The sequence below is a fragment of the Ruegeria sp. CH8 genome, assembly GCF_056536985.1.
In genome coordinates this window covers 70,606-94,600 of the sequence record NZ_JBQFQR010000003.1, presented here as the reverse complement: position 1 = coordinate 94,600, position 23,995 = coordinate 70,606, and the positions used below count along the sequence as shown (strand labels likewise).

The 23,995-nt window shown below is 57.9% G+C and carries 23 protein-coding genes, 1 tRNA gene and 1 pseudogene; 9 read left to right on the top strand and 16 right to left on the bottom strand.

Features of this window, described 5'->3' with window-relative positions:
• Positions 1-61: 61 nt before the first annotated feature.
• The gene (locus ACR0ER_RS04190; protein ID WP_480767854.1) at positions 62-568 is read right to left on the bottom strand and encodes a hypothetical protein; all 507 of its coding nucleotides are present in this window, start codon (positions 566-568) and stop codon (positions 62-64) included.
• A 578-nt stretch (positions 569-1,146) separates the two neighbouring features.
• Here ACR0ER_RS04190 and ACR0ER_RS04185 point away from each other — a divergent pair.
• Positions 1,147-1,428 carry a hypothetical protein gene (locus ACR0ER_RS04185; protein WP_170329358.1) on the top strand — a complete coding sequence of 94 codons (282 nt, stop codon included), beginning with the start codon at positions 1,147-1,149 and terminating at the stop codon, positions 1,426-1,428.
• Between the two features lie 18 nt (positions 1,429-1,446).
• On the opposite strand, the gene ACR0ER_RS04180 is transcribed toward ACR0ER_RS04185, so the two are convergent.
• From ACR0ER_RS04180 to ACR0ER_RS04140, 9 genes are all read right to left on the bottom strand, one after another.
• Positions 1,447-2,217, bottom strand: a complete 771-nt coding sequence (locus tag ACR0ER_RS04180; protein WP_480767853.1) for an alpha/beta hydrolase — start codon at positions 2,215-2,217, stop codon at positions 1,447-1,449.
• A 58-nt stretch (positions 2,218-2,275) separates the two neighbouring features.
• Positions 2,276-3,421, bottom strand: coding sequence for an iron-containing alcohol dehydrogenase (locus tag ACR0ER_RS04175; RefSeq protein ID WP_480767852.1), 1,146 nt, complete (start codon positions 3,419-3,421; stop codon positions 2,276-2,278).
• The gene (locus ACR0ER_RS04170) at positions 3,418-4,800 is read right to left on the bottom strand and encodes an aldehyde dehydrogenase family protein (RefSeq protein WP_480767851.1); all 1,383 of its coding nucleotides are present in this window, start codon (positions 4,798-4,800) and stop codon (positions 3,418-3,420) included. Before ACR0ER_RS04170 ends, ACR0ER_RS04175 begins: the two co-directional genes overlap by 4 nt.
• 94 nt (positions 4,801-4,894) lie before the next feature.
• A complete protein-coding gene (locus ACR0ER_RS04165) occupies positions 4,895-6,256 on the bottom strand; it encodes a glutamine synthetase family protein (RefSeq protein ID WP_480767850.1) in 1,362 nt (453 codons plus the stop codon).
• A gap of 57 nt (positions 6,257-6,313) precedes the next feature.
• Positions 6,314-7,999 carry a Na/Pi cotransporter family protein gene (locus tag ACR0ER_RS04160; protein ID WP_480767849.1) on the bottom strand — a complete coding sequence of 562 codons (1,686 nt, stop codon included), beginning with the start codon at positions 7,997-7,999 and terminating at the stop codon, positions 6,314-6,316.
• Positions 8,000-8,145: 146 nt separating this feature from the next.
• Entirely contained in the window at positions 8,146-9,180 is a 1,035-nt protein-coding gene (locus tag ACR0ER_RS04155) for a TRAP transporter substrate-binding protein (protein ID WP_170325415.1), read from the bottom strand.
• Between the two features lie 51 nt (positions 9,181-9,231).
• Complete coding sequence (locus tag ACR0ER_RS04150; protein ID WP_480767848.1) at positions 9,232-10,551, bottom strand: TRAP transporter large permease; 1,320 nt, start codon at positions 10,549-10,551, stop codon at positions 9,232-9,234.
• Positions 10,548-11,120, bottom strand: coding sequence for a TRAP transporter small permease subunit (locus ACR0ER_RS04145; protein WP_480768015.1), 573 nt, complete (start codon positions 11,118-11,120; stop codon positions 10,548-10,550). The genes ACR0ER_RS04150 and ACR0ER_RS04145 overlap by 4 nt, the downstream gene beginning before the upstream one ends.
• Before the next feature lie 8 nt (positions 11,121-11,128).
• Positions 11,129-11,941: an N-formylglutamate amidohydrolase gene (locus ACR0ER_RS04140; protein WP_480767847.1), complete on the bottom strand. Its 813-nt coding sequence runs from the start codon at positions 11,939-11,941 to the stop codon at positions 11,129-11,131.
• A 97-nt stretch (positions 11,942-12,038) separates the two neighbouring features.
• Here ACR0ER_RS04140 and ACR0ER_RS04135 point away from each other — a divergent pair, with 97 nt between their 5' ends.
• Together ACR0ER_RS04135 and ACR0ER_RS04130 are read left to right on the top strand one after the other, a co-directional pair.
• Positions 12,039-12,908, top strand: a complete 870-nt coding sequence (locus ACR0ER_RS04135; RefSeq protein WP_480767846.1) for a MurR/RpiR family transcriptional regulator — start codon at positions 12,039-12,041, stop codon at positions 12,906-12,908.
• Between the two features lie 57 nt (positions 12,909-12,965).
• A pseudogene (locus ACR0ER_RS04130) lies at positions 12,966-13,712 on the top strand (hypothetical protein); the annotation flags it as partial.
• A gap of 7 nt (positions 13,713-13,719) precedes the next feature.
• Here the strand turns inward: ACR0ER_RS04130 and ACR0ER_RS04125 are convergent.
• A complete protein-coding gene (locus ACR0ER_RS04125) occupies positions 13,720-14,394 on the bottom strand; it encodes a TIGR04283 family arsenosugar biosynthesis glycosyltransferase (protein WP_480767845.1) in 675 nt (224 codons plus the stop codon).
• A gap of 73 nt (positions 14,395-14,467) precedes the next feature.
• Here ACR0ER_RS04125 and ygfZ point away from each other — a divergent pair, with 73 nt between their 5' ends.
• Together ygfZ and ACR0ER_RS04115 are read left to right on the top strand one after the other, a co-directional pair.
• Positions 14,468-15,205 carry a CAF17-like 4Fe-4S cluster assembly/insertion protein YgfZ gene (gene ygfZ, locus ACR0ER_RS04120; protein WP_480768014.1) on the top strand — a complete coding sequence of 246 codons (738 nt, stop codon included), beginning with the start codon at positions 14,468-14,470 and terminating at the stop codon, positions 15,203-15,205.
• A gap of 104 nt (positions 15,206-15,309) precedes the next feature.
• The gene (locus ACR0ER_RS04115; RefSeq protein ID WP_480767844.1) at positions 15,310-16,254 is read left to right on the top strand and encodes an ABC transporter transmembrane domain-containing protein; all 945 of its coding nucleotides are present in this window, start codon (positions 15,310-15,312) and stop codon (positions 16,252-16,254) included.
• Between the two features lie 57 nt (positions 16,255-16,311).
• On the opposite strand, the gene efp is transcribed toward ACR0ER_RS04115, so the two are convergent.
• Positions 16,312-16,875, bottom strand: a complete 564-nt coding sequence (gene efp / locus ACR0ER_RS04110; RefSeq protein WP_170325421.1) for an elongation factor P — start codon at positions 16,873-16,875, stop codon at positions 16,312-16,314.
• Between the two features lie 218 nt (positions 16,876-17,093).
• Between efp and ACR0ER_RS04105 the strand changes: the two genes are divergently transcribed.
• Positions 17,094-17,414, top strand: coding sequence for a DUF6280 family protein (locus tag ACR0ER_RS04105; protein ID WP_037310273.1), 321 nt, complete (start codon positions 17,094-17,096; stop codon positions 17,412-17,414).
• A 65-nt stretch (positions 17,415-17,479) separates the two neighbouring features.
• Here ACR0ER_RS04105 and ACR0ER_RS04100 read toward each other — a convergent pair whose 3' ends face one another.
• The gene (locus tag ACR0ER_RS04100) at positions 17,480-18,049 is read right to left on the bottom strand and encodes a cobalamin biosynthesis protein CobQ (RefSeq protein ID WP_480767843.1); all 570 of its coding nucleotides are present in this window, start codon (positions 18,047-18,049) and stop codon (positions 17,480-17,482) included.
• Between the two features lie 60 nt (positions 18,050-18,109).
• Between ACR0ER_RS04100 and ACR0ER_RS04095 the strand changes: the two genes are divergently transcribed.
• Complete coding sequence (locus ACR0ER_RS04095; protein WP_480767842.1) at positions 18,110-19,567, top strand: cobyric acid synthase; 1,458 nt, start codon at positions 18,110-18,112, stop codon at positions 19,565-19,567.
• A gap of 3 nt (positions 19,568-19,570) precedes the next feature.
• On the opposite strand, the gene ACR0ER_RS04090 is transcribed toward ACR0ER_RS04095, so the two are convergent.
• From ACR0ER_RS04090 to ACR0ER_RS04080, 3 genes are all read right to left on the bottom strand, one after another.
• A complete protein-coding gene (locus ACR0ER_RS04090) occupies positions 19,571-20,296 on the bottom strand; it encodes a hypothetical protein (RefSeq protein WP_480767841.1) in 726 nt (241 codons plus the stop codon).
• 74 nt (positions 20,297-20,370) lie between these two features.
• Positions 20,371-21,789 (bottom strand): TolC family outer membrane protein, encoded by a 1,419-nt coding sequence (locus ACR0ER_RS04085; protein WP_170329372.1) that lies wholly within the window; start codon positions 21,787-21,789, stop codon positions 20,371-20,373.
• 96 nt (positions 21,790-21,885) lie between these two features.
• Entirely contained in the window at positions 21,886-22,539 is a 654-nt protein-coding gene (locus tag ACR0ER_RS04080; RefSeq protein ID WP_480767840.1) for a protein-L-isoaspartate O-methyltransferase family protein, read from the bottom strand.
• A gap of 227 nt (positions 22,540-22,766) precedes the next feature.
• Between ACR0ER_RS04080 and ACR0ER_RS04075 the strand changes: the two genes are divergently transcribed.
• Positions 22,767-22,840 (top strand) — tRNA-Cys (locus tag ACR0ER_RS04075).
• 373 nt (positions 22,841-23,213) lie between these two features.
• Positions 23,214-23,942, top strand: coding sequence for a hypothetical protein (locus ACR0ER_RS04070; protein WP_480767839.1), 729 nt, complete (start codon positions 23,214-23,216; stop codon positions 23,940-23,942).
• Positions 23,943-23,995: the final 53 nt, after the last annotated feature.

The following is a 23,995-nucleotide window of genomic DNA, read 5'->3' as shown; positions in this document are numbered from 1 at the left end:
CGGAACAACAATCGCACCACGCAATTTTTCTTGAAGAACCCAGTCGATACCACTTCAAAGCCTATTGGTATTCATCCCAGAATCTACACGCTCCCTGACATTGCGTATCGGCGGATTTTTTTATCTGAGTAGTACGGCAAGGCGGCCAGCGTCGACCTTTAGTTGTTCCTCCTAGCCCTCCTAGACAAGTCATATGCTTTAGCCTTGCAGTCGTCCCATTTGATAAATTTAAGTTGCATTCTCTGGTAACAGATCGCGCTTCCCGCCACTCGGCGTTTGGAATCATGGTGTACGTAATTGTGGCATCAATCCATCTATTGTCGCCTTGCAGCAAGGTTGCGCGTGGTATGGTGGAATAGATTTGGATACGACTGGTATCAGCAGAAACATGGAAATGAGGTTCGTCACCGCCGTCAAATGGAGCGATGCTCGTAACGCCCACACGAACTTGGCAAAGTTTGTAACCGCGCTTTGGGAAAAGCACCACTCTTGTTTCTTCACCTACCGTTTCATTCAAAATCACAGCAGCGTAGTCCAGTATCTCAATGGAATCTTCATCAAGCCCCACGGAGGCTGCAATACCCTCAGTCGCCTTTTTGCAAAGAACATCAGCGCGGCATTGTTCCCACGCTTCTAGGGGGATTGTGGTGCCATAGTCGGATTGAAATCGAAGGCGCTGACAATTTTATTCTCGCTTCCTGCTTGGAGCGCATTAGGTACTAGATTTAAGACAACTAGTGCCGCAAGAACTTTTGAACAAACAGCCTTCATCAGAATTCTCCTAATGAACCAAAAAAATAAATACCCCGATAAACTTCGATACTAACACAGACGGGCAAGTTGGCAAAAAACGGAAATAGCCCTGTTGGCCGTTGTTTGAAGTTCTTTCCGCTTATAATGGCGCAAGGGTTCATACTGCGCTCTCAGACTCGCCACGTCCTTGAGCCTCTGAGACGCACTCTTGATGCTTGGCATAATACACTGGAAGGATAGCGCGGAACGATTCCGCAAGCGCCCCGCAACCCCCTTGCCTAACCCGTTGATCTCGTTCACACTTACCCTCAAACCGTCATTCAAGAACGACATTTGAGGTTCCGAGCGTCCAAGACCGAATAAGACCAACAGATATTCGAACGGGAGGACGACATGAAGACATTGACCCTCGGGCTGGCCTTTGCCCTGCTGGCCACGCAAGCCCCAGCGCAGCAGATGCTCAGCACCGCATCCCCTATTCCGGAAGGGGCCGAGAAACGGTTCTGCTATTACGACGGTATGGCCTATTCGCAGGACGCCTTTGTCCTGCTGACCGGCGACAATACTGTCACTGAAACGGTCAGCACGATCCAGGAACGTCTGCTGCGCTGTCACCGGGAAGGCGACGGCACCCTCAAGTGGAAACCGCAGAGCACGTTCTCGACCAATAACTGAGCCCGCAGGGTGGGCGTTTCAGCCCACCTTCTCGTCCAGCCAGTCGGCGATTTGGCCTGCGGGTTTCTCCCAGCCGGGTTCCATGAACAGAAAATGCGCGTGGTCTTTGACGGGCATGAAGGTCGCGCGATCTCCGTACAGATCGGCCAGCGCGCGGCAGGTGTTGGGATTTACGGCCCGGTCCTCGGTGCCCGAGACGACCAGCACGGGGCAGTCGACCTTGTCGATATCCACCTTCATCGCGTGGTGGTCGTCGAACATCCAGAAGAACATCTCAAACATCACCCGACCGCTTTCAGCGCCTAAGCGATCGAACACAGCGTGCTGCTGCGCCTCGGGCATTTTGTTCAGAGCGAAGGGGGCCATCAGGTCGAATTCAACCCGCATGGGCTGTTTCCAGAACGCCCCGCCCTCCATCAGCGCGCGCGGGATGGCACGTTCGTCGTCGGTTTCGGGCAACGTCCCCCACGCCGCGTTCGGGTTTATCAACACGATGGCGCTGGCCAAACCGCGAGACGCCACCTGCTGTGCCACCACCCCCGCGATGGCGTGACCGAGCAGCACGGGTTTGCTGTCCAACCCCTGCACGAAGTCGGCGATGTCATTGGCATAGTCCATGACGCTGGTGTCGGTCAGGCCGGGATCGGGTTCGGCCTTTGGATCTCCGCCATGATAGCGCAGGGCCGGGGTGTGCACCGTCCAGCCGCGGTCGCGGAAGAAACCCGCGTAATCTTCCATACACCACGGCCCGGCAAAGGCCCCGTGGATCAGAACAATCTCTTTGGTCATGAAAATCTCCCTCACCTCTGGTCAGTATGAGAGGTGAGGGATGGGTTCGGCAAGCCTGTTACAGCGCCGCCTTGAACAGCGTGGTCAGGTTGTCTTCGGTCAGTTCGATCGGGTTGCCACCGCAGGATGGGTCAATGATCGCTCCTTTGACCAGTTCGGGGATCGCCGTTTCGGTCACACCCAGATCGGAAAGTTTGCGCGGGATACCCAGCGCATCGTTGAACTCCTGCACAAAGGCGCGGAAGCCGTCGAAGCCGCCGTTTATGTTCAGATAGGCGGCTGCGGATTGGAACCGATCCGCGATGGCAGACGCGTTGAACTCCAGCACGGCAGGCATGCAGACCGCGTTGGTGGTGCCGTGATGGGTGTTGAAATGCGCGCCAACGGGGTGGCTCATGGCGTGGATAGCGCCGAGACCCTTCTGGAATGCGGTCGCGCCCATCGCGGCCGCGCTCATCATCTGGGCGCGGGCCTCGATGTCGGACCCGTCGGCATAGGCGCGCGGCAGGTATACCATCACCAGACGCATCCCTTCCAGCGCGATGCCTTGGGACATCGGATGGTAGTGCGGGCTGGAATACGCCTCCACACAATGCGCAAAAGCATCCAGACCGGTGCCTGCGGTGATGAACTTGGGCATCCCAACGGTCAGCTCCGGGTCGCAGATCACCACGGTCGGCAGAACCTTGGGGTGGAAGATGATCTTCTTGGCGTGCGTCTCGGAATTGGTGATGACGCTGGCGCGGCCCACCTCGGACCCCGTTCCAGCCGTCGTTGGCACGGCAATGATCGGGGCGATGGCATCGGCGTCTGCTCGGGTCCACCAGTCTCCGATATCCTCGAAATCCCAGACAGGGCGTGTCTGACCAGCCATGAAGGCCACCATTTTGCCCAGATCCAGCCCTGAGCCACCCCCAAACGCGATCACCCCGTCATGGCCACCTGCCTTATAGGCCGCGACGCCCGCATCGAGGTTCTTTTCATTCGGGTTTGGGTCCACATCGCTGAACAATCCGCGGCCCAGACCTGCGGCTTCCATAATGTCCAGCGTCGCGGTGGTGATCGGCAGATCGGCCAGGCCCCTATCGGTCACCAGCAGTGGGCGCTTCATGCCAGCCGCCGCGCAGGCCTCGGGCAATTCCTTTATACGGCCAGCACCGAACTTGATTGCGGTCGGGTAGGACCAGTTTCCAACAAGGCTCATGATGTCACCTTCTTCAAATGGTAGGATTTGGGGCGTGTGAGGTTGTGATAGCCGATGACCGACAGACCACCCCCACGCCCGGTATTCTTGCAACCGGTCCAGCACAGGCCCGGGTCCAGATAGTCGGCCCGGTTCATGAACACGGTGCCGGTTTCGATCTGGTCCCCCACCCGTGCCGCGCGATCTACATCGCGGGTCCAAAGGCTGGCGGTCAGGCCAAACTCGCTGTCATTCATAAGCGCGATGGCTTCTTCGTCTGAGGACACTTTCATGATGCCCACGACCGGGCCAAAGCTCTCATCCCGCATCACCCGCATATCATGAGTAACATTGGTCAGGATCTGAGGGGTCAGGTAGGCGCCTCCATCGTCCTCGGGGAAGGTCTCGATATGGGCAACAGCTCCGTCTGCCACAGCCTCGGCAATCTGTGCGCGAACCTCGTCGGCAAAGCGCACATTGGCCATCGGGCCGATTGTCGTCTCAGCATCCAGCGGATTGCCCAGTTTGTATCCTTTCACGATTTCAACCGCTTTGGCGACGAAATCGTCATAGAGGCTTTCATGAACGTAAATCCGCTCGATCCCGCAGCAGCACTGGCCCGAATTGAACATCGCCCCGTCAATCAACGTATCAACTGCGGCATCCAGATCAGCGTCATCCATGACATAGCCGGGGTCCTTGCCGCCCAACTCAGTCCCGACGCCGGTAAAGGTGCCTGCAGCTGCCCGTTCCATCGCCTGCCCGCCACCGACCGAGCCGGTGAAGTTCACGAAGTCAAACGCATTACCCGCGATCAGGTCATTGGTCACGTCATGGCTCAGGAAAACGTTCTGGAAGACGTCCTCTGGCACACCCGCCGAATGGAACGCTTGCGCCATCCGCTCACCCACCAACAGGGTTTGCGTGGCATGCTTAAGGATCACTGTGTTCCCAGCAATCAGCGCCGGGGCAACCGTGTTGATCGCCGTCATATAGGGGTAATTCCAAGGCGCCACCACAAACACCACGCCATGCGGTATACGCTTGATATAACGCTCGAAGGTCTCCTCCTCGCCCACCGCGATATCGGCCAGCGAAGCTTCGGCGATCTCGGCCATATGACTGGCGCGCTCGTTGAAGCCGCCGAACTCTCCGCCATAGCGCACCGGGCGCCCCATCATATGGGCCAGTTCTGGGACGATCTCGTCGTTCATCGCGCCAACTGCGGCCACTCCGGCCATCACAAGATCAATCCGCTCTTGCAAAGGCCGTGCCGCCCATGCGGCATGTGCCGCGCGGGCCCGGCCTGCAACCTCAAACGCCGCGTCCCGAGACAACACTTCCCGCTCCGCAAAAACCGATCCATCAATCGGTGAGACACATTTCAACATCTGCCCCATATCCACTCCATTTCCGAAGGAAACAGGATCCCCTGCTTCATCTGGCCAAAAATATCCCGGGGAGCGCGAGGGGCTGGCCCCTCGCTCCTACCCTCTAAGCCCGCTCGAAACCGCGTGCAACTTCCCAATCGGTCACCACGCGTTCGAATTCCTCAATCTCGACCTCCGCCGCACGGGCGTAGTGATCGACTACCTCATCCCCCATTGCCGCGCGCAACATGGCTGAGGCAAGAAGCGCCTCGCGCGCTTCGCGCAGGTTGCCGGGGATCATGCCGGTATCGCCCTGATAGACGTCACCCGTGGTCGGTGGCTGCAACTCCAACCCCTCTTCGATGCCCGCAATCCCCGCGGCCAGCATCCCGGCCATCGCCAGATAGGGGTTCATGTCGGACCCTGGAATCCGGCATTCGACCCGCACCGCCTTTGTACCGTCACCGCACAAACGATAGCCAGCGGTACGGTTGTCCACTGACCAGATGATCCGCGTGGGCGCAAAGGTGCCTTTCATAAAACGCTTATAACTGTTGATGTAAGGCGCCATGAAATAGGTGTAGTCCGGGGCGTATTTCAGCAGCCCGGCCATGTAGCTTTTCATCAGCGCCGACATGCCCAGCTCATCTTCCGCGTCATAAAAGGCAGGCTGGCCATCGGCCCACAGCGACTGGTGCACATGAGACGAACTGCCCACCTTGTCGTGATGCCACTTCGGTAGGAAAGTCGCGGCGTGGCCGTGCTGCCAGGCGATCTCTTTCACCGCGTTTTTGGCGATCGAGTGATACTCGGCCGTTTCCATCGCGCCGGCGTATTTGATGTTCAGCTCTTCCTGCCCGGTCTCGGCCTCACCCTTCGAATTCTCAACCGGAATACCCGCGTTCCACAAATGGTTGCGGATCGGGCGCATCACATGCTCTTCCTTGGTGGTCTGCAGGATGTGGTAATCCTCGTTGTACCCCGAGATCGGTTCCAGATCGCGGAAGCCTTCCTTGCGGATCTGGTCAAAGCTTTTCTCAAACAGGAAAAACTCCAGCTCAGTGGCGCACATGGCGTCATAGCCCATCGCCTTCAGACGGTTGACCTGTTTCTTCAGGATCGAGCGTGGCGCATGGGGCACTTCTTCATGCGTGTGATGATCCAGCACATCACACATTACCATCGCGGTGCCTTCCAGCCACGGCACCGGGCGCAGAGTGCTGAGGTCCGGTTTCATCACATAGTCACCATAGCCCCGCTCCCAGCTGGTTGCCGCAAAGCCATCGGGGGTGGCCATCTCAAGATCCGTGGCTAGCAGATAGTTGCAGCAATGGGTTTCCTGCCACGCGCCCGCCACGAAATGCCCGGCATGGAACCGCTTGCCCATTAACCGCCCCTGCATGTCGACCATGCAGACCAGCACGGTATCCACCTCGCCTGCATCAACCTTGGCTTTCAGGTCGTCCAAACGCGCTTCATTGCCCATCCCGTTCATCCTTTGTCACCTTCCGAGACCCCGGTCTCGTGCTCCCTTTCGCAGCCGTCAGTCGTCGGCCGCGTCCTTTTCCATTTCCATCACCAAACGCGTCTCAAGAACCTGTCCACTCTTGTAGAGGATCGGATAGGCGACGGCGGCTATATGGCCGTGCAGATCTCGCATGGCGCGCAACGTCTCAAGATGCAGATCGCTGGATTGGAAGCTTTCGGTCTGCCCCCGCTCCAGCCGTTTCAGATGCGCCTTGCGGCTGCGGCGCGACATCCGTTTGACCTGGGCCTTGTCCAGAACCAGTCGGCGGGCGCAGTCCATGTCATCGACCAGCAGCACGTGACGGGCCAGAGAGAAGCTTTCCAGAATGGCCGCGTGCAGATCGGTCAGTTCTTTCCACCCCTGCGCGGAAAACTCGGTGCGCTCGGTGTGTTTGATCTGGGCGGTGCGGGTCATGCGGTTGGAAACCACGTCGCCTGCCGCCTCAAGCCGAATGGCATATTCCACCAGACCGCGCGCTGCCTTGATCTGCGTCTTGCTCATGTTCTGGCGCGGCATCCGCGCGACAAAGCGGCGGATTTCGGTAAGCTGCGCGTTCACCCTTTCATCCTGCTGCCATAGGGCCGAGATAGCATCGCTGTCATCCCGCTCATAGATATCCAGCACCGGGCGGAACATGCGTTCAACCTGCGTGACCATCTGCAACAGTTCATGCCGGACCGAGGACATCGCGACGTTCGCTCCGGATGCGCTGGGATCGCTCAACGGGCTGAGCGCATCCGTAAACTGATCCATCACGTTTGCCTCTACCTTCGGTTCCGGCAGCAGCAGGGCCATTGGTCGTTCCATCCAGTTCACGAAACCGGTGGCCAGCACAAACACAGTCAGGTTGAACCCGATATGGGCCAGGATCAACGACTGCCCTGCCCCGGCGACCATCAGCGCTTCATGCGCGCCGGTCACGTTAACCACGACCAGCATCACCAAGGCCGCACTGCCCCGCAGCAGCAGGTTGGCCCATGGAATGCGCCGGGCGGTTATAGTCATGTCGCGCGTTAGCCAGATCGGGATAAAAGCCGAACCCAGATTTGCCCCCAGCACCAGCGACAGACCGGCGGCAAAGGGGATCGCTCCGACTTGCACTAGTGTCACGCACATCAGGATCGTCGCGACCGAGCTGTGCATGACAAAGGCCAGAACCGCACCCACGATGAAGGCGCTGAAATAGTCGCTTTCCAGATATCCCGCGATGGCCGGCAAGAAGGCGCTTTCCCGGATCGGGTCAACCGCATCCCGCAGGAATTGCAGCGAAACAAGAATGAAGGCGATGCCCAGAACGATCCGCCCGATCAGCCGCACATTGGCCCGGTCGGATTTGAGGTATAGCCAACCACCCAGCGCCAGCAGCACCGGTTGCAACCACCCCAGATCGTAGGACAGCACCTGAATGACCAGCGCCGCGCCCAGATCGGCACCCAGCACCCCGGCCAGCGCAAGGCCAAACGTGACCATCCCCGCCGCGGCAAATCCAGTCAGCAGAACTGTTACTGCGGCCGAGCTTTGCAGGATCGTGGCCAGAACCATACCGGCCCCACCCGCAACAAATGTGTTCGAGTGGCGCGTCAGGATCGATTGAAACAGCGCACCAAAACGTCGCTCGATCCCTGTGCGCACCAGCCGCACGGCAAACAGCAGCAACATGGTTGCCGCGAAAATCTCGATCAAAAAGCCTGCTATAGCCATCCGTTCACACCCCGCTGATCCGGGTCGCACCACAGCGCGCCCGGAGTTTTCTTTTCTGTGTCTGAACGGATGCTAGCATTCGCAAAGTCGTTTCCTGTGGTTCGATTCCGGCGCGTGGTATCGCTAACGCGCCGGAATCGGGTCCTTTAGCTATAGCGATAGGGCCGTCCAGCCTTGAGCATTTCGGCATTATAGCGCTTGAAGATATCGACAACCTTGGCCTTGGTCTCAGACTCAGCGGCGATTTCATCCCAGAACTTGACCGCAGCTTCCTCGACCGTTGCCCATTCTTCGTCCGGTATGGTGGTCAGCTGCATCTTGGTGCCGTTGACGCGCAGATTGGCCTCTCCGCCCCAATACCACCACTGACGATAGTAGTGCGATTGATCACAGCAAACCTTGAACAGGGTTTGCAGGTCTTCGGGCAGTTCGTTCCAGCGGTCCATATTGGCAAAGAAGTGACCCGCCCAGGCGCCCGAGATGTTGTTGGTCAGGAAATAGTTGGTCACATCGGCCCAGCCTACGGTGTAGTCCTCGGTGATGCCCGACCATGCGATGCCGTCCAACTCGCCGGTCTGCACCGCGACTTCGATATCTTCCCAAGGCAGGGTGACAGGCACCACGCCGAATTGCGACAGGAACCGGCCCGCCGTCGGGAAGGTGAAGACGCGCTTGCCCTGCAAGTCTGCGAGGCTGTTGATCGGGTCCTTGGTGGCGAAATGGCACGGGTCCCATGCACCGGCGCTGATATGTTTGACGCCGACCTTGGAGTATTCCTCATCCCAAATCTCGTTCAGGCCCCACTGGTTGAACAGGACCGGCACGTCCAGCGAATAACGCGAGGCAAAGGGGAAATAGCCGCCGAACACGGTGACCTCGGTGGGCGACGCCATCGAGTCGTCGTCCGATTGCACCGCGTCGATGGTGCCTTTCTGCATGGCGCGGAACAGTTCTCCCGTCGGAACCAGTTGATCCGCATAGAACAGCTCGATCTGCATCCGGTCGCCGGCGATCTGGTTGAACATCTTGATGGCCGGGTCGATCACGTGCTCGGCCAAAGCCGGGCCGGCATAGGTCTGCATCCGCCATGTGATCGTGCCTTGCGCCAGCGCGGGCGTGGCCAGCGGTGCGGCGGCAACGCCCACCCCGGCGGTCTTCAGAAACTTACGTCTTGTCGTCATGTCAATTTCCTCTCCGTTGAAGTTTGCGTGCCCATTCACCGGGCATTCTTGTTAATTTCCATAGACATAGCCGGGCAGCCACAAGGCAATTTCCGGGAATATCATTATAATGATCAGTGCCAGTACCATCACGCCGACAAAGGGAATGATCGAGCGGTAAATGTCCTTCAACCCGATCTCGGGTGGCGCCATCGCGCGCATCAGGAACAGGTTATAACCGAAGGGCGGCGTCATATAGGCGATCTGCGTGGTGATCGTATACAGCACCCCGTACCAGATCAGGTCGAACCCAAGCGCGCCGACCAAGGGTACGTACAGCGGCGCCACGATGACCAGCATCGCAGTGTCGTCCAGAAACGTGCCCATGACGATAAAGCTGAGCTGCATCAGGATCAGGATCATCCAAGGCGACAGGCCCAGTTGTTGGGTGAACAGGTTCTCGATGGCTTTCACCGCGCCCAGCCCGTCGAACACGGCGCCAAAGCCCAGCGCGGCGAGGATGATCCACATAAACATGCAGGAAATCGCCAGCGTTTGCTTGGTGCAGTCTTCGAAGATCTTCCACGTCATACGGCGTTTAAGGACCGAAACGACCAGCGCGGTCAGCGCCCCGATGGCCGAGCTTTCCACCAGCGAGGTCCAGCCATTCACAAACGGCACCATCATGGCGGCGAAGATGATCAGCGGCAGCGCCCCTGCCCCAAGCAGGCGGATTTTCTCGGACCACGGCACTTCGTGCGCGTCTTCCATCGCAGGGCCGAGTTCAGGCTGAATACGGCAGCGAATCCAGATGTAGAGGATGAACAGGCCCGCCATCAGCAGACCCGGCAGGATGCCTGCCAGCCACAACTGCCCGACCGGCTGCCGCGCAATCATCGCGTAAAGCACAAGCACCACCGAAGGAGGCACAAGGATACCCAGACTCGACCCGGCCTGAATAACCCCGGTCACCATCGTCTTGTCATAGCCCCGCCGCAGCAGTTCCGGCAGCGCAATGGTCGCGCCGATGGCCATACCCGCAACGCTGAGGCCGTTCATCGCCGAGACCAGCACCATCAACCCGATGGTGCCAATCGCCAAGCCGCCATTTACCGGCCCCATCCACACATGGAACATGCGATACAGATCGTCTGCCAAACGGCTCTCGCTCAGCACGTAACCCATGAAGATAAACATTGGCAGCGTCAGCAGCGGGTACCACTTCATCAACTTCATCGCGGCTGAGAACGTGATGTCCTGCCCGCCTGTTCCCCACAGCGCTAATGCTGCGATGGTGGCAACCGCACCGATCGCGCCAAAGACACGCTGGCCGGTAAACAGCATCAGCATCATCAGCGCGAACATGAAGATGGCGATAAATTCCTGGCTCATGCCCGGCTCACCCCGATTTCCTGCCCGTTGATCCGGGCTATGTCTTTGAAGAATTCCGAAATCGCCTGCAGCAACATCAGGAAGAAACCGAACACCATGATGGCCTTGATCGGCCAGATATAGGGCCGCCACGCGGTCGAAGACCGCTCCAGCCGTCCGATCTCTTCACTTCCGGTCAGCAGGCCAGTGAAATACGAGACCGGCGCGTCGCCCCAATAGCCAAGGCTATAAGCTGTCGACCCCAGCCCGCCGTAGAGCAACACACTCAGATACAGGATCAGCAACAGCACGGTGAAGGCGTCGAACCACGCTTTCTTTTTGTGGCTCCAGTTGTGGTAAAACAGGTCCATCCGCACGTTCGAGCCCAGCTGGATCGAATACGGACCGCCGACGATGTAATATGTCACCATCGCGAACTGCGCCATTTCCAGCGTCCAGAGCGACGGCAAGAAGAACGTCTTCGAGATCGAAGACCACAGCAGGATGCCCATCATCACGAACAGGCCCCACATCATCACCCGACCGATCCGGTAATTGATCGCATCGACCACCCGCACATATGACGCCATCACTTTGATCACGCGAAACCCCCTTCGTCGAACCCAGCAAGGGTGCGGTCGATCCATGGCACCAGATGCTCGGCCATGGCCTGTTGCTGCTGTGGCGTGCGGATCAGATCGTTGCGGATCTCGATCATGACGTTCAGCAATCCGCTTGGGCAAGCCTGCGCATCCAGCGTATGTGCCACCCCATCCGCTGCGGAATAGGGTTCGTTCAGACGGGTCACAAAGGATGGTTGCGCGGGCACTGCCTCCAACATCGCCACTGCAAACCGATCGTCACGGCCATGCAGGATTCCAAGCTCGACCGAGCGTTGCAGGCCATGAAAAACAGGCGTGAAACTGTGCACGGTGACCAACAGCTGCAACGACGGACGGTGATGCGCGATCTGGCCCGAGACAGCCTGCGTGAAGGGAACATAGATGTTCTCAACGCGGCTTTGACGCTCCTCTACCGTCATACGGGCGTTGGCAGGGATGTCATACTGCTCACTTTTGACCGGCATGGCACCGGCAGCTTCGGGCGGGCGGTTGCAGTCATAGACCAGCCGGGACACCCCTCCATGCACCAACGGCGCGGATATCACCCGGGCCATGTGCTGGGCAACGCCCAACGCGCCGGGATCCCACGCGATGTGGCTTTCAAGCGCCTCGTTCGTCAGCCCCATATCTCCCAGAAACACCGGAATACGGTTCGAGGCATGTTCACACACCAGCAGCACCTTTGGTGCGCCGTCCGCGTTATCCGTGTGAACAACCGTTCCGAAGTCCAATGTGCCGCCCTGCGATTCCGTAAATGTGAATTGTGGAAAAATTTCCACACGATACATTCACCTGTCAATAATTTTCCTGTAAAGATTTCTCCAGAGCAAGTTGTGCTGAAAAATTCTGCACAACTTGTCGGAATTGTTGAAGGAGGACCCACAGGTGCGGGTAACAGACAGGCTGCTGGCCCATCGGGACAAGATGACCCCGTCTGAAAGGCAACTGATCAGCGTCCTGCTGGACGACTACCCCATGGCGGGTCTGGGCAGCATTACGGAACTGGCCAGCACGGCTTCGGTCTCAACCACAACCGTCGCGCGGATGCTGCAAAAAACCGGGTTTGGCGGCTATCCGCAGTTTCAGGCGGCGTTGCGGGGTGAGGTCAAAGAGATGATCTCTGGGCCCGCCGCCAAACGCGACGTCTGGCAGAACGACCTGCCTGAAGAGCATATCCTGAACCGCTATTCCCAGCAGACGCTGGCCAATCAGAAACGTACGATTGATGAGGTTGATCCGGCAGAGTTTGACAACTTTTGCACCCTGCTCTGCGACCCCAACCGGCGCATTTTCATCACCGGTGGACGCATCACCGGCGCGCTGGCGCAGTATCTCTATCTGCATATGCAAATGATCCGCCCCGATGTGCGGATGCTGCCTTTCGCGGCCTCATGGACCCATGACCTGTTGGATGTGCGCAAGGACGACGTGCTGATCGCGCTGGATGTGCGGCGCTATGAGAACTCGACCATGTTGATCGGGCAACTCTGTCAGGAACGCGAGGCCGAGATCGTGCTGTTCACCGATCAATGGCGCTCGCCCATTCACAGACTGGCAAAGCACACCTTTGCGGCGCGCATCGCAGTTCCGTCGGCCTGGGATTCGATGGCGTCTATTCTGGTTCTGATGGAATGCGTCATCGCCGAAGTACAGGAACGACTGTGGGATTCGGTCAAGGACCGCACCGCCGAGCTGGAACAGGCCTTTGACCGCACCAAACTGTTCCGGAAATTCGGCCAAAGCTCTGGCTCTTAACTACAACTGCCCGTGAGGAGTGTTGCCAGCACGCTGGCAGGTGGTCACTTTGGTGTCATGACCTTTGTGACCGAAAACCAGTTGCCGCTGCTGATCCTGTTCTTTTTGGCTGGATCGATTGGCACCGCGTTTCTGTTTCGCAAACCGGCAGGACACCGGGCTTGGAAACTAGCGGATCTGGTCTGGGTCGTTCTAGGTGGGATCGGGGCATTGGTGGCGGTTCTTGCAGGCCTCTATACCTCAGACAGCTCGCGGCTTGACCGGCAGATCGACGTAGCCTATGCTGCCACGTTGGCCTTTGACCGTGATGCGGCACGGTTCCGGTTGCGGTTCTGCGATCCAGCCTATGACCCGGACACCGCTGTCTTGTGCGACAGGGTCGAGTTCCTGTCCGCCTCAACGGCCAGCAATGCCGATCTGCCCCTGTTCATCGCCGTGACCAATGAGGTCGCTCCGCTACAAGGGCTGCATTTCCTGTTCGGGCGCCAGGAAAAGGAAGAGATAGACCAGATGGCCGCCAAGGCCGACGCGTTTAATATCGACCAGTTTCTTGTTTTCACGACGCTGGATGAAACAACCCAGACCGCTATCGACAACATGCGCCGTAAGGTGCCAGCCATCGCAGGGGATTATCTGATCCTGGCCCAAAGCTACGATGATCTGGTCGAACAGGTTGGAAAGCTGAAGGATGAATGGGAGTACCTGCAGGCCAACGCGCATATTCTGGTGCTGCAGATCATCGCCCTGTGTCTGGTCAGCTTTGCCGCGCCGTTCCGTCTGGGCAAATCCGTGGTTGAGCTGCGAACGACCCTTATCGCCGATACGCCTGCGCCAGCTGCTCCGGATCGGCCCCAAGAAAATACCGGGTCAGAGTCCACAGATTCCGCGCGCCCCGACGCAGCCACCCCACCCGCGCATAACGCTCCGCACGCGTAACCGCGCGGGTGTTCAGCAAGGTGACGCGCGGCAAGGCACGCACCAACGCCACGTCCTCCATCAGCGGCTGGTCCGGGTAACCTCCGACCTTCTCATACATGCGACGCGGCATCAGCAGCCCCTGATCGCCATAAGGCAGGCCAAACACCCGGCTGCGCAGATTTGCCCACCCCGCGACCCATGCGGGCCAGAACCCTTTTGCCCCAAAGGTCAGACGAAAGGCCGCCGGTTGGCCAGTGGCGAGGTGTTCGCCCACTTCTTTGGCCCACCCCTCTGGCAGCACGGTGTCGGCGTGCAGGACCAACAGCCACTCGGCCTTGGCAGCCGCACAACCCCGCCGCAACTGCCCCCCGCGTGAGGGCGCGCCAGTGACGATCTCGGCCCCGGCCTCTTCGGCGATTTCCAGTGTAAGGTCAGTTGATCCGCCATCGGTGACGATCAACTCGCGGATCAGCCCGGTGTGCAGGCCTTCCATCAGTGCTGGCAAGGTTTCCGCCAGGGCCTCGCCCGCGTTCAGGGTCGGGATGACGATGCTGATCGGTGCTGGCAAGGCGGATACCCTCTGGTCATGGCGGCGGGAACTCCTATATCACGGGGCCGAGGGAAATGACGAGGACCACCCGATGCCCAATCGCCGTATTCTGCGCCTTAGCGGCTCGGACACTGACAGCTTTCTTCAGGGGCTGGTGACCAATGATATTGAAGGGCTTGATGGCGGGCTTGTCTATGCGGCCTTGCTGACCCCGCAGGGCAAGTATCTGGCCGATTTCTTTTTGAAACGTGAAGGCGACGCGATCTTGCTGGATGTCGCAGAAGAGATCGCCGACGGCTTCGTCAAACGACTGGGCATGTACAAACTGCGCGCCGATGTTGCGATCGAAGATAGCGGCCTGAACCTACAACGCGGCACAGGTCCAGCGCCTCAAGGCGCTCTGCCCGACCCGCGCCACCCGGATATGGGCTGGCGGGCCTATACGCCCGCGGCTGAAACAGATGATGGCACCGATTGGGATACCATCCGTGTGCAGCACTGCATCCCGGAAGCCGGAATCGAACTGACGCCCGACAGCTATATCCTCGAATCCGGGTTCGAAGCGCTGAACGGTGTTGATTTCAAAAAGGGCTGCTATGTCGGGCAAGAAGTCACCGCCCGGATGAAGCACAAGACCGAGCTGCGCAAAGGGTTGCGAAGCGTCCGTGTTGAAGGCTCGGCTCCTGTTGGGACGGAAATCACGTCCGGCGGCAAACCGGCGGGCACGTTGTTCACCCAGTCGAATGGTCAGGGGATCGCCTATCTGCGCTTTGATCGTGCTACCGGAGACATGCAGGCCGATGGGGCCACGGTCACCATGACGCCGTAACATGTTGCCATTCCGGCACGGCTGGCTGCTGGCCGAATACCGCCCCGTTTAACCGGACCTTCGGCGCTGCCACACTGCGGTCAGTTCACTGAACGGATGCGCATATGTTTAGGTTATACCGTGCGATCTGGCGTGCCAGCGCTGGGCGGCAGATTATCCTTATTATCCTTTCCATCGCCATCGCTGCTCTGGCGGCGGTCCCGTTGGAGTTTCAGCGCGATATCATCAACCACCTTACGACAGACGATATCGCCACTGAACGGCTGATCTATCTGGGCACGGGTATGATGTCAGTCATCTTGCTGAGCCTCGCCCTGAAATGGTTGCTGGGCTACCGCGCAGGCACGCTGGGTGAGGACATGATCCGCATGATCCGGCAACGGCTGCTGGTCCGCGCATCGGACATCCGTGAAACCGGCGAAACAGTGCGCAAGGGCACTATGACCACTGCCATTTCGGCCGAGGCGGAAGAATTGGGCAAGTTCGCCGGGGGCGCATTTTCGGACCCCGTGGTGCAGATCGGCACGCTGATCAGCGTGATCGGCTATATCTCGTCAACCCAACCGGGGTTGGGCATGATCGCTTTTTCCATGATTGTGCCCCAGATCGTTATCGTGCTGATCTCACAACGCAAGGTGAACATCTTTGTGGCCGAGCGTGTTCGCATTCTGCGCAACGCTACCGACAAGTTGACGATCGAAGACATCAATGATGTCGCGCGCGACATCGACGCCCAGTTCGACGATATCTATGAAACCCGCCGCCGCATGTTCTTATGGAAGCTGTCGGCCAAATTCCTGCTGAGCGTCATCAACGGCGCGGGCACGGTCGGCGTCCTGATGTTGGGTGGTTATTTTGTTCTGAACGGCAAAACGGATGTCGGCACCGTGGTTGCGGCCACCAGCGGCCTTGGCCGAATTCAAGGCCCTACCGCCTTTCTGATTGCTTTCTACCGGCAGGTCAGCGCCAACCGCATCAAGTATGAGCTGATGATGGAACTCTTCGGCCCCAATCCCGAGCGCTATCAGTATCTGAAAGACAGGCATTAAAAAAGACCGCGCGGTCGGCGCCTGCGCGGTCTTTTCCTGTTTCGAACAGACGCGAGGTTACGCGCGTTCGGAATATTCCATGGTTTCGGTGTTCACCACGATCATCTCATCCTGGCCGATGAACGGCGGCACCATGACCTTGACGCCGTTGTCCAGAATGGCCGGTTTGAACGAGTTCGCAGCGGTCTGACCCTTCACAACCGGCTCGGTCTCAACGATCTTGCAGGTCACTTTTTGCGGCAGCGTGGCGTTCAACGCCTCAGATTCGTAAAATTCTACGACAATTGTCATGCCGTCCTGCAGAAACGGACGACGCTCACCCAGCAATTCGGCAGGCAGTTCGATCTGCTCATAAGTCTCGGAATCCATGAACACCAGCATGCCATCGGATTCGTACAGGAACTGCTGATCTTTCTGCTCAAGGCGCACGCGTTCGACCTTATCCGCCGAGCGGAAGCGTTCGTTCAGCTTCGAGCCATTGCGCAGATTGCGCAGTTCGACTTGCGCAAAAGCACCGCCTTTACCGGGCTTTACGTGGTCGACTTTGACTGCGGCCCACAGACCGTCGTTATGCTCAAGCACATTGCCGGGGCGAATTTCGTTCCCATTTATCTTGGGCATTACATAATTCCTTCACAAACGGTTGATGCGTCAGTTCCCGTCCCTATATCTGGCAGGACACCACCTGACAAGACAACGACACCTAGTGCTGCACTTGCAGCAAGCCATGCACATGACGCAACGCAACTATGCATTTTAGCTGTATCCGAATCACGTTGAATAGGTCATAAGGACCGTCACGCCGAAAATGCAAGAGCAAGAACAACAAGGAAGACGAGATGAGAGATTTCGTTGACGGCACTGCCTTTAATAATGAGCAAGGCAATCGTGCACGCAAACTTTTCGCGGCCGTTGTGTTGGCTGCACTGGATGACGCCATCGCCGATGACAAGAAATACGGCAATGGCCCCGAACAGATCGCCCGTTGGGCGCGCTCGCGCGATGGTCGCGAAGTGCTGTCCTGCGCGGGTATCGACCCGAACGAACGGGTTGTCAGCGGACTGATGGAGTTCGTTGGTCGTGGCGTGCGGACCTCGGTCGCACTGTCGCGTGAAGAAAGCGAGCGCCGCAATGCCGCTCAGCAGGCAGAAGCCGCATAAACAACGCGACTTCTGAAGGAAAAAACGCGCCTCCGCACTCCGGGGCGCGTTTTTCTTTTGCCCTGTCAAAAGAACAGCAGCCATTGGCGGGCGACCCAGATTTCAGCCGCCAACAGGGCAGCAAAGAACAGCTTGCCCGACAGGGACAACCCCCTGTTCCACAGCACAACATAGGCTCCCGCACAAACCGCTATTGAAACCGGCGCTACCCACAGGGCGTGATGAGTGCTGTCCCAATAGCTGACCGGGCTGTGAAAAACCCAATCGCTCAGCGGCCAGAATTGCGGCCGCCCGTCGCCCGCGTGCAGCAGGAAATCCATCACCAAATGCAGAAGGCCAGCGGACGCAGCCACGGTCAGGAACCGCCAACCACGCCAAAGACCGATGCACAGCACCAGCCCCCACAGGATGAATGAGTTGTCGATGGCAAAAACTGTTTGCCAGGCGGGTGAAAAATAAAGCTGATCGAACACCACCTGTTCGGGTATGCCCAAAACGAACAGCGAAACGCCCGCCATCACGTACAGCGACAGATCGGGCAGCAACGATCCCAGCAATGCGGCCGCAAGGATTCGCCCCTGGGCTGGTCGTGCAAAGGCAGCGGCACCGATCAAAAGATGCGCGGGCGTGTTCATCCGGGCTTTCCCTTTAGGCTCAAATCAGGTCATCTGCGCGCCAACGTATAGGAGACGGCTATGGTTCGCGCCATCATGATTCAGGGCACCGGCAGCAATGTCGGAAAATCGGTTTTGGTCGCCGGGTTGGCGCGCGCCTATACGCGGCGGGGATTGCAGGTCGCTCCATTCAAGCCGCAGAACATGTCGAATAACGCTGCCGTTACCGAAAACGGGGGCGAGATTGGTCGCGCACAAGCCCTGCAGGCGCGGGCTGCGAAGCGATCCACGCACACGGATATGAACCCAATCCTGTTGAAGCCGGAAACTGATACGGGCGCTCAGATCATTGTACAGGGCCAGCGCGCGGGCACTATGAAAGCGGGCGATTACCGCAAAGACAAATCCAAACTGCTCGGTGCAGCGCTGGAGAGCTTTGACCGGCTGTGCGGCGACGCCGATCTGGTGCTGATCGAAGGCGCAGGCAGCCCGGCCGAGACCAACCTGCGCAAGGGCGACATCGCCAATATGGGCTTTGCTTGCGCCGCAGACGTACCGGTCGTTCTGGTGGGCGATATCCACCGCGGCGGCGTGATCGCTCAGATCGTGGGCACGCAAGCAGTTCTGGAGGCTGGTGATCTGGAGATGATCTGCGGCTTTGCCGTCAACCGGTTTAAGGGCGATGTTTCGCTGTTCGACGAGGGGCGCGATAACATTGCCGCGCGCACCGGCTGGCCCTGTCTGGGCGTCGTGCCATGGTTCCACAACGCCTGGAAACTGCCCGCCGAGGACATGATGGACATTCGATCCCACAGCGGCGGAGCCTGCAAGGTCGTCGTGCCGCAGCTGGAACGGATGGCCAATTTCGACGATCTCGATCCATTGTCCGCCGAACCCGGCGTCTCGGTCGAAATCATTCCCGCTGGACGCCCCCTGCCCGGCGATGCCGATCTTGTGCTGCTGCCTGGTAGCAAATCCACCATCGGCGATCTGACCTATTTCCGGGCGCAGGGCTGGGATATCGACCTTTATGCCCACGTCCGCCGGGGCGGCCATGTGCTGGGCCTGTGCGGGGGTTTTCAGATGATGGGCAAAACTATCGCCGATCCCGATGGCGTGGACGGTCGCCCCGGCACGGTTGAGGGGCTGGGCCTGTTGGATGTGACCACCACCATGGCAGGCAAGAAACAGGTCACTCTGCGCACGGCGTACACCGTTCCCGAAACCGAACCGGTGACCGGATACGAAATTCACATGGGGCGCACCGAAGGTCCCGATTGCGATCGCGCATGGCTTGAGATTGAAAACCGTCCTGAAGGCGCCGCCGACCGGACCGGCCGCATTCGGGGCAGCTATCTGCACGGTATTTTCTCGTCCGATACGTTCCGAGCCCGCTATCTGAAACAGCTGGGCGCGACTTCGGACCTGTCATATGAGGAAGGGGTTGAGGAAACGCTGGACGCGCTTGCGGACCACCTGGAACAGCATATGGATCTGGACAGACTATTGGATCTGGCCCGGCCGCCAAAACGGCCCTGAGGCCTAATCCAGCTCCCGCTCGGCCAGTGCCCGGTAAATCTCGCGCCGAACCATCTTGCGAACATTGCGGGTGATGCGCTGGCCCAGAACACCCTGCAGTTCTTCCCGAACAACTTGCGCGATCAGTGCGCGTAGCGCGTCTGTGTCTATAGTCAGTGAGTCCGGTTGTGCCTCAGGCGCTTGTGGCTTGGCAGAGGTTTTAGCTTCAGGATCACGTATAAAGGTTGCCTTGGCACCTGGGTCTTTAGCACCGTCATTCCCGGCGGCATCGGTTTCAGCCTGGGCTTTCCAGGCAAGCGGTCTGTTCGGTGTGCCTGAATATGCGTCATCGCTATCGCCGTCCGGCTCCCATTGGTCCTCGGTCCGGGCAATTGCGGCCTCCAACGCCTCGATTTTGGCGCTCAGACTTCCAGCCAAGCCCTCCTCCGGCTCAGGCTTGGCTTGCTGTTCAACGGCTGGTTCAGCGTGTTTTACAATATCGCAAGCCCGCAGAAGCATCGGCTTGATAGAGTCTTCGGCCTTATAGGCCGCTTCCGTTTTTTCTGGCTGAGGCTGCTTTTCCAACGACGGTTCATTGACCCGCAGCGCGTCGGTCAAAACCAACTTGCCCGGCTTTCGCGAGTTGGTCGACGCAAGGGTACCCGGAGTTTTTCTATCTTCTTCTCTTACAAGACGTTTAATCGAGGACAAAACGTCCTCGATTCCCGCTTTTACGACTTTTTCCGTCATTGTTCTCTACCGCTCTATCCTCAGGATCGAGTGTAGCCAAACAAACCGGACCTCACAACAGGTAGTATTGCCCGTTAGTCACGACGCAACGCTTTGAGGACGCGATCCAGATCCCTGCTCTGCCTGCTGACCTGAGCCGGAGCTTTCTTGACCAGATTATAGTAAAGGGTTGGATCGTAAATCTGCACGGCCAGCCCCAGACGTTCCGCCGTCAGCAAACCTTGCGCCTGCAGCAACTGGTACGCAGCGCGGGACCGCTCGGTACGCGAGGCAACCTCGGCCAGTTGCGCATCCAGTAAGTCCTGCTGTGCGTTCAAAACATCCAGAGTTGTACGAGCACCCAAGGTTGCTTCTTCGCGGATACCGTCAAACGCAACTTGCGACGCACGGACCCGTTCGGTCGAAGCCCTCAGGCTGGCAGTGGCAGCCTGGAAAGCGGCATAGGCATCGGCAACCCCTTGGGTGATGTCCTTTTGAACGTTCAGCAGGTTTGCACGCGAAGCATCCCGCGTCGCCATCGCCCGACGTACGCTGGCTGCCAAACGGCCACCAGCATAAATCGGCTGAGTGAAACGTAGCGCGACGGTCGCGTCTTCAACGTTGTCGTCGTTGTCATAGCTTTCGGTGATTCCCGCGTCTGCGTTCAGGCTAACATTCGGGCCAAGGTTGGCGCGCTGCTGCTGTACGACCAGATCAAGCGCACGCACTTGGTGCTGCGCCGACAAAATCGCCGGGTGGTTGCGTTGTGCGAGACCTACGGCTTCCGGCTCGGACCGCGGCAGGTTCGGTAAACTTGGTTGGCCTGCCGTGCGTCCCGGCTCACGACCGACAGCATTGACGTATTCCGCTTGCGCAATGCTCAGGTTACCGCGGGCAACCGCCAAGTCAGCTTGCGAACTGGCCAACTGGGCTTCGGACAACGCGACGTCCGTCCGGGTTACCTCACCCACATCAAAGCGATCTTGAGAAGCGCGGAGTTCTTCGGCGGAAACTTCCACGTTGTTCAGGCGAATCTGCACGGTTTCTTCCTGCAGAAGAACACCCAGATACGCGTTCAGACCGCGAAAAAGGACATCTTGCTCGACATCCAGCAAGGTCTGACGGGTGGCCAGAACCGTTTCCTGCGCAGATTGCTTACCAAGGACCGAGAAGCCGCCGTCGTAAATCAGCTGGCTCAGCGTGAGTCCTGTAAAAAAGTTGGATGGCTCCGTTCGGGTAACGACATCACTCGTGGTACGGCGGGTGTAATCCTGACTGACTTCGACCGTCCAGTTGATAATCGGCCGAAGCGCCGACAATGCAATCGCGACGTCTTCATCAGCTGCGCGCAACAACGCTCGGTTCTGTTCCAGCAAGCCGCTGGTATTGTAAGCTCCGATAAATGCGTCGGTCAGGTTATCAGCCCAAACCGCCCGCACCGGCACTGTACTAAGCGCGATTCCCGCAGTCAGTGCCAATGCCTTTACAAGCTTCCCCCCCGTCCATGAACGCATAACGAAATCCTTCTCAAACTAAAATTACGCTGCCCTGAGCGCAGTTTGCGCGTTTATCTTCAACTAATCAAGGCAGCGCAGCAATATGAGAAAGAACTATAGCGAAAATGCACACTCGGCACAAAATGCCTTTAAAATCGGGGCGTTGGCATTGAAGGCATGACGCCAGGTCACCCGCCCACCTGATTTATGCCCGATCCGAACGGTGCCCAGCTCTCCTTCAACGAAAAGGCAGGCAATGCGCCCATGATCCTTGAGTTGTGCGATCAGCGCATCAGGCACCTGCTCGACCCCGCCTTGAATCATGATCACATCATAGGGTCCATGCTCAGTCGCGCCTTGCTCTAGCGGTCCAACATGAACAATCGCGTTGTCGGCATCTGCTTCCATCAGGATCGTCTGCGCTTCGGCGGCAAGGGCTTCGTCTTCTTCCACGGCCACGACCAGTTGCGCAATGCGCGCCGCGACTGCGGTGGAATACCCCATCGCAGGGGCGATATCCAAAACAACCTCATCATTCGAGATATTCAGCACGTCCAGCATCTTGGCCAGCGTCCGCGGCTCCAGCAGGCAGCGCCCGTTACCCAGATCAATAACGCCCTCGGCGTAGGCAGCCTCGCGCTGCGCATCTGGCACGAAGTTCTCTCTCTGAACGGTCAGCATGGCGTCAATGATGGGAAATTTCGTGACGTCAGAAGGTCGGACCTGCGTATCAACCATCGTGCGGCGCCGAGTTGCGAAATCTGTCATTGGATCGCTCATGTTAGTCCCAAGTATGTCCGGCTTGTGCCATATCCAGACGAAACCGGCAACGGCTTGGCGTGGAAAGTTTCGTCAGATCGCAGGAACTTGGTGTCGCACTTTGCAATGTCACGGCAGGTGGGAATGGATTTTTGCAATCAACCCACTGGACGCCCCTGACGAAAGGTGCTAAAACGCCTGCCACACCACGACAAGTATTTGATTTTACTTGAAAAGGCGAGTTGGCGGAGTGGTGACGCAGCGGATTGCAAATCCGTGTACACCGGTTCGATTCCGGTACTCGCCTCCATTTAACTTCAAGTAGTTAGTTCTCCCTTATCGTTGCTACGTCCGAGACGTTTAAAATTGCGTATTCAGTTTTGTCCCCGCGACGTTGCTTTTCACGCGTCGGTAGGTCGAGGACTTCCGCGCTCTCGGCATTCGAAACAGGATCACTGCGCTCAATATCAGCTGCCACATAACAGAGCGGCCAGCCCATTTGACTCATCATTTGATTTAGCCCCAAGCCAACTTGTAGGAGCCTTGCAGCAGCAGTGCCGCGCGCACTTGGGAACCTTGACGTTGAACGACGAAACTACGTCGTGGCAGAAGAGATCGCGATGCAGCACTGGCAGCAAAAAACGAAGACTCTATCAACGAAAACACATTGATGCGGACACTCAATGGATAACCCAACAAATCAACTAGAAAACAACCTTTTGGCGTATTTTCGGGGGCAAGCCGACTTTGGAGGGCTCGGGCTTGGCAAGCTTTCAGAGAACTATGTTTGGCCGAAAAGAGGAAGTTTCCCATCATACTCACATCTAGCCGACGTGAACGAGGGAGACGGCGACAACTACGCGAAAAATATCACGCTCAAAGAACAATCTCCCCGTATTTGGATAGAAGGCAACAAACTTGAAATCGCCAAATGGGTAGTTGCTGATTGGGGTGGGATAAAAGGCAACAAGCCCGCGACCATAGCCAACTACGTTGGGGCGATTTGTGAAGGGTGTTATCCAAGCGAGCTAAAAGGCGTTGCCAGTTACTCAAAAATTCTAAGTTTTTTAGACCCTAGTGAATTTGCCATCTACGACGCTAGAGTTGCCATAAGTCTAAATGCAATTCAGCTTTTGCAAAACGAAAAGCATGGAATAGCGTTCTCTTATCTTCCTGGGCGAAACACAAAGCTGCAAAAATTCAGGAAATTGCCATCAACTCGGCGTCGCGCGTTGTTGCAAACTGGCTGGACAGCCCTTGCGTCGAACGATTGCTACACGTTCTACCTTAACACCCTAAAGCGAGTGAGATCAGAGCTGGGATCCGCACATTTATACGAACTAGAAATGTCGCTTTTCGCAGACGCTGAGGAGCTTGCAGGGCGATACATTGAGGCGTCAAAATCTGAATGAGCTAAGCTGTGGTGAACTATTACTGTTGCTTCAATCGACTACGCTAGCGTTTG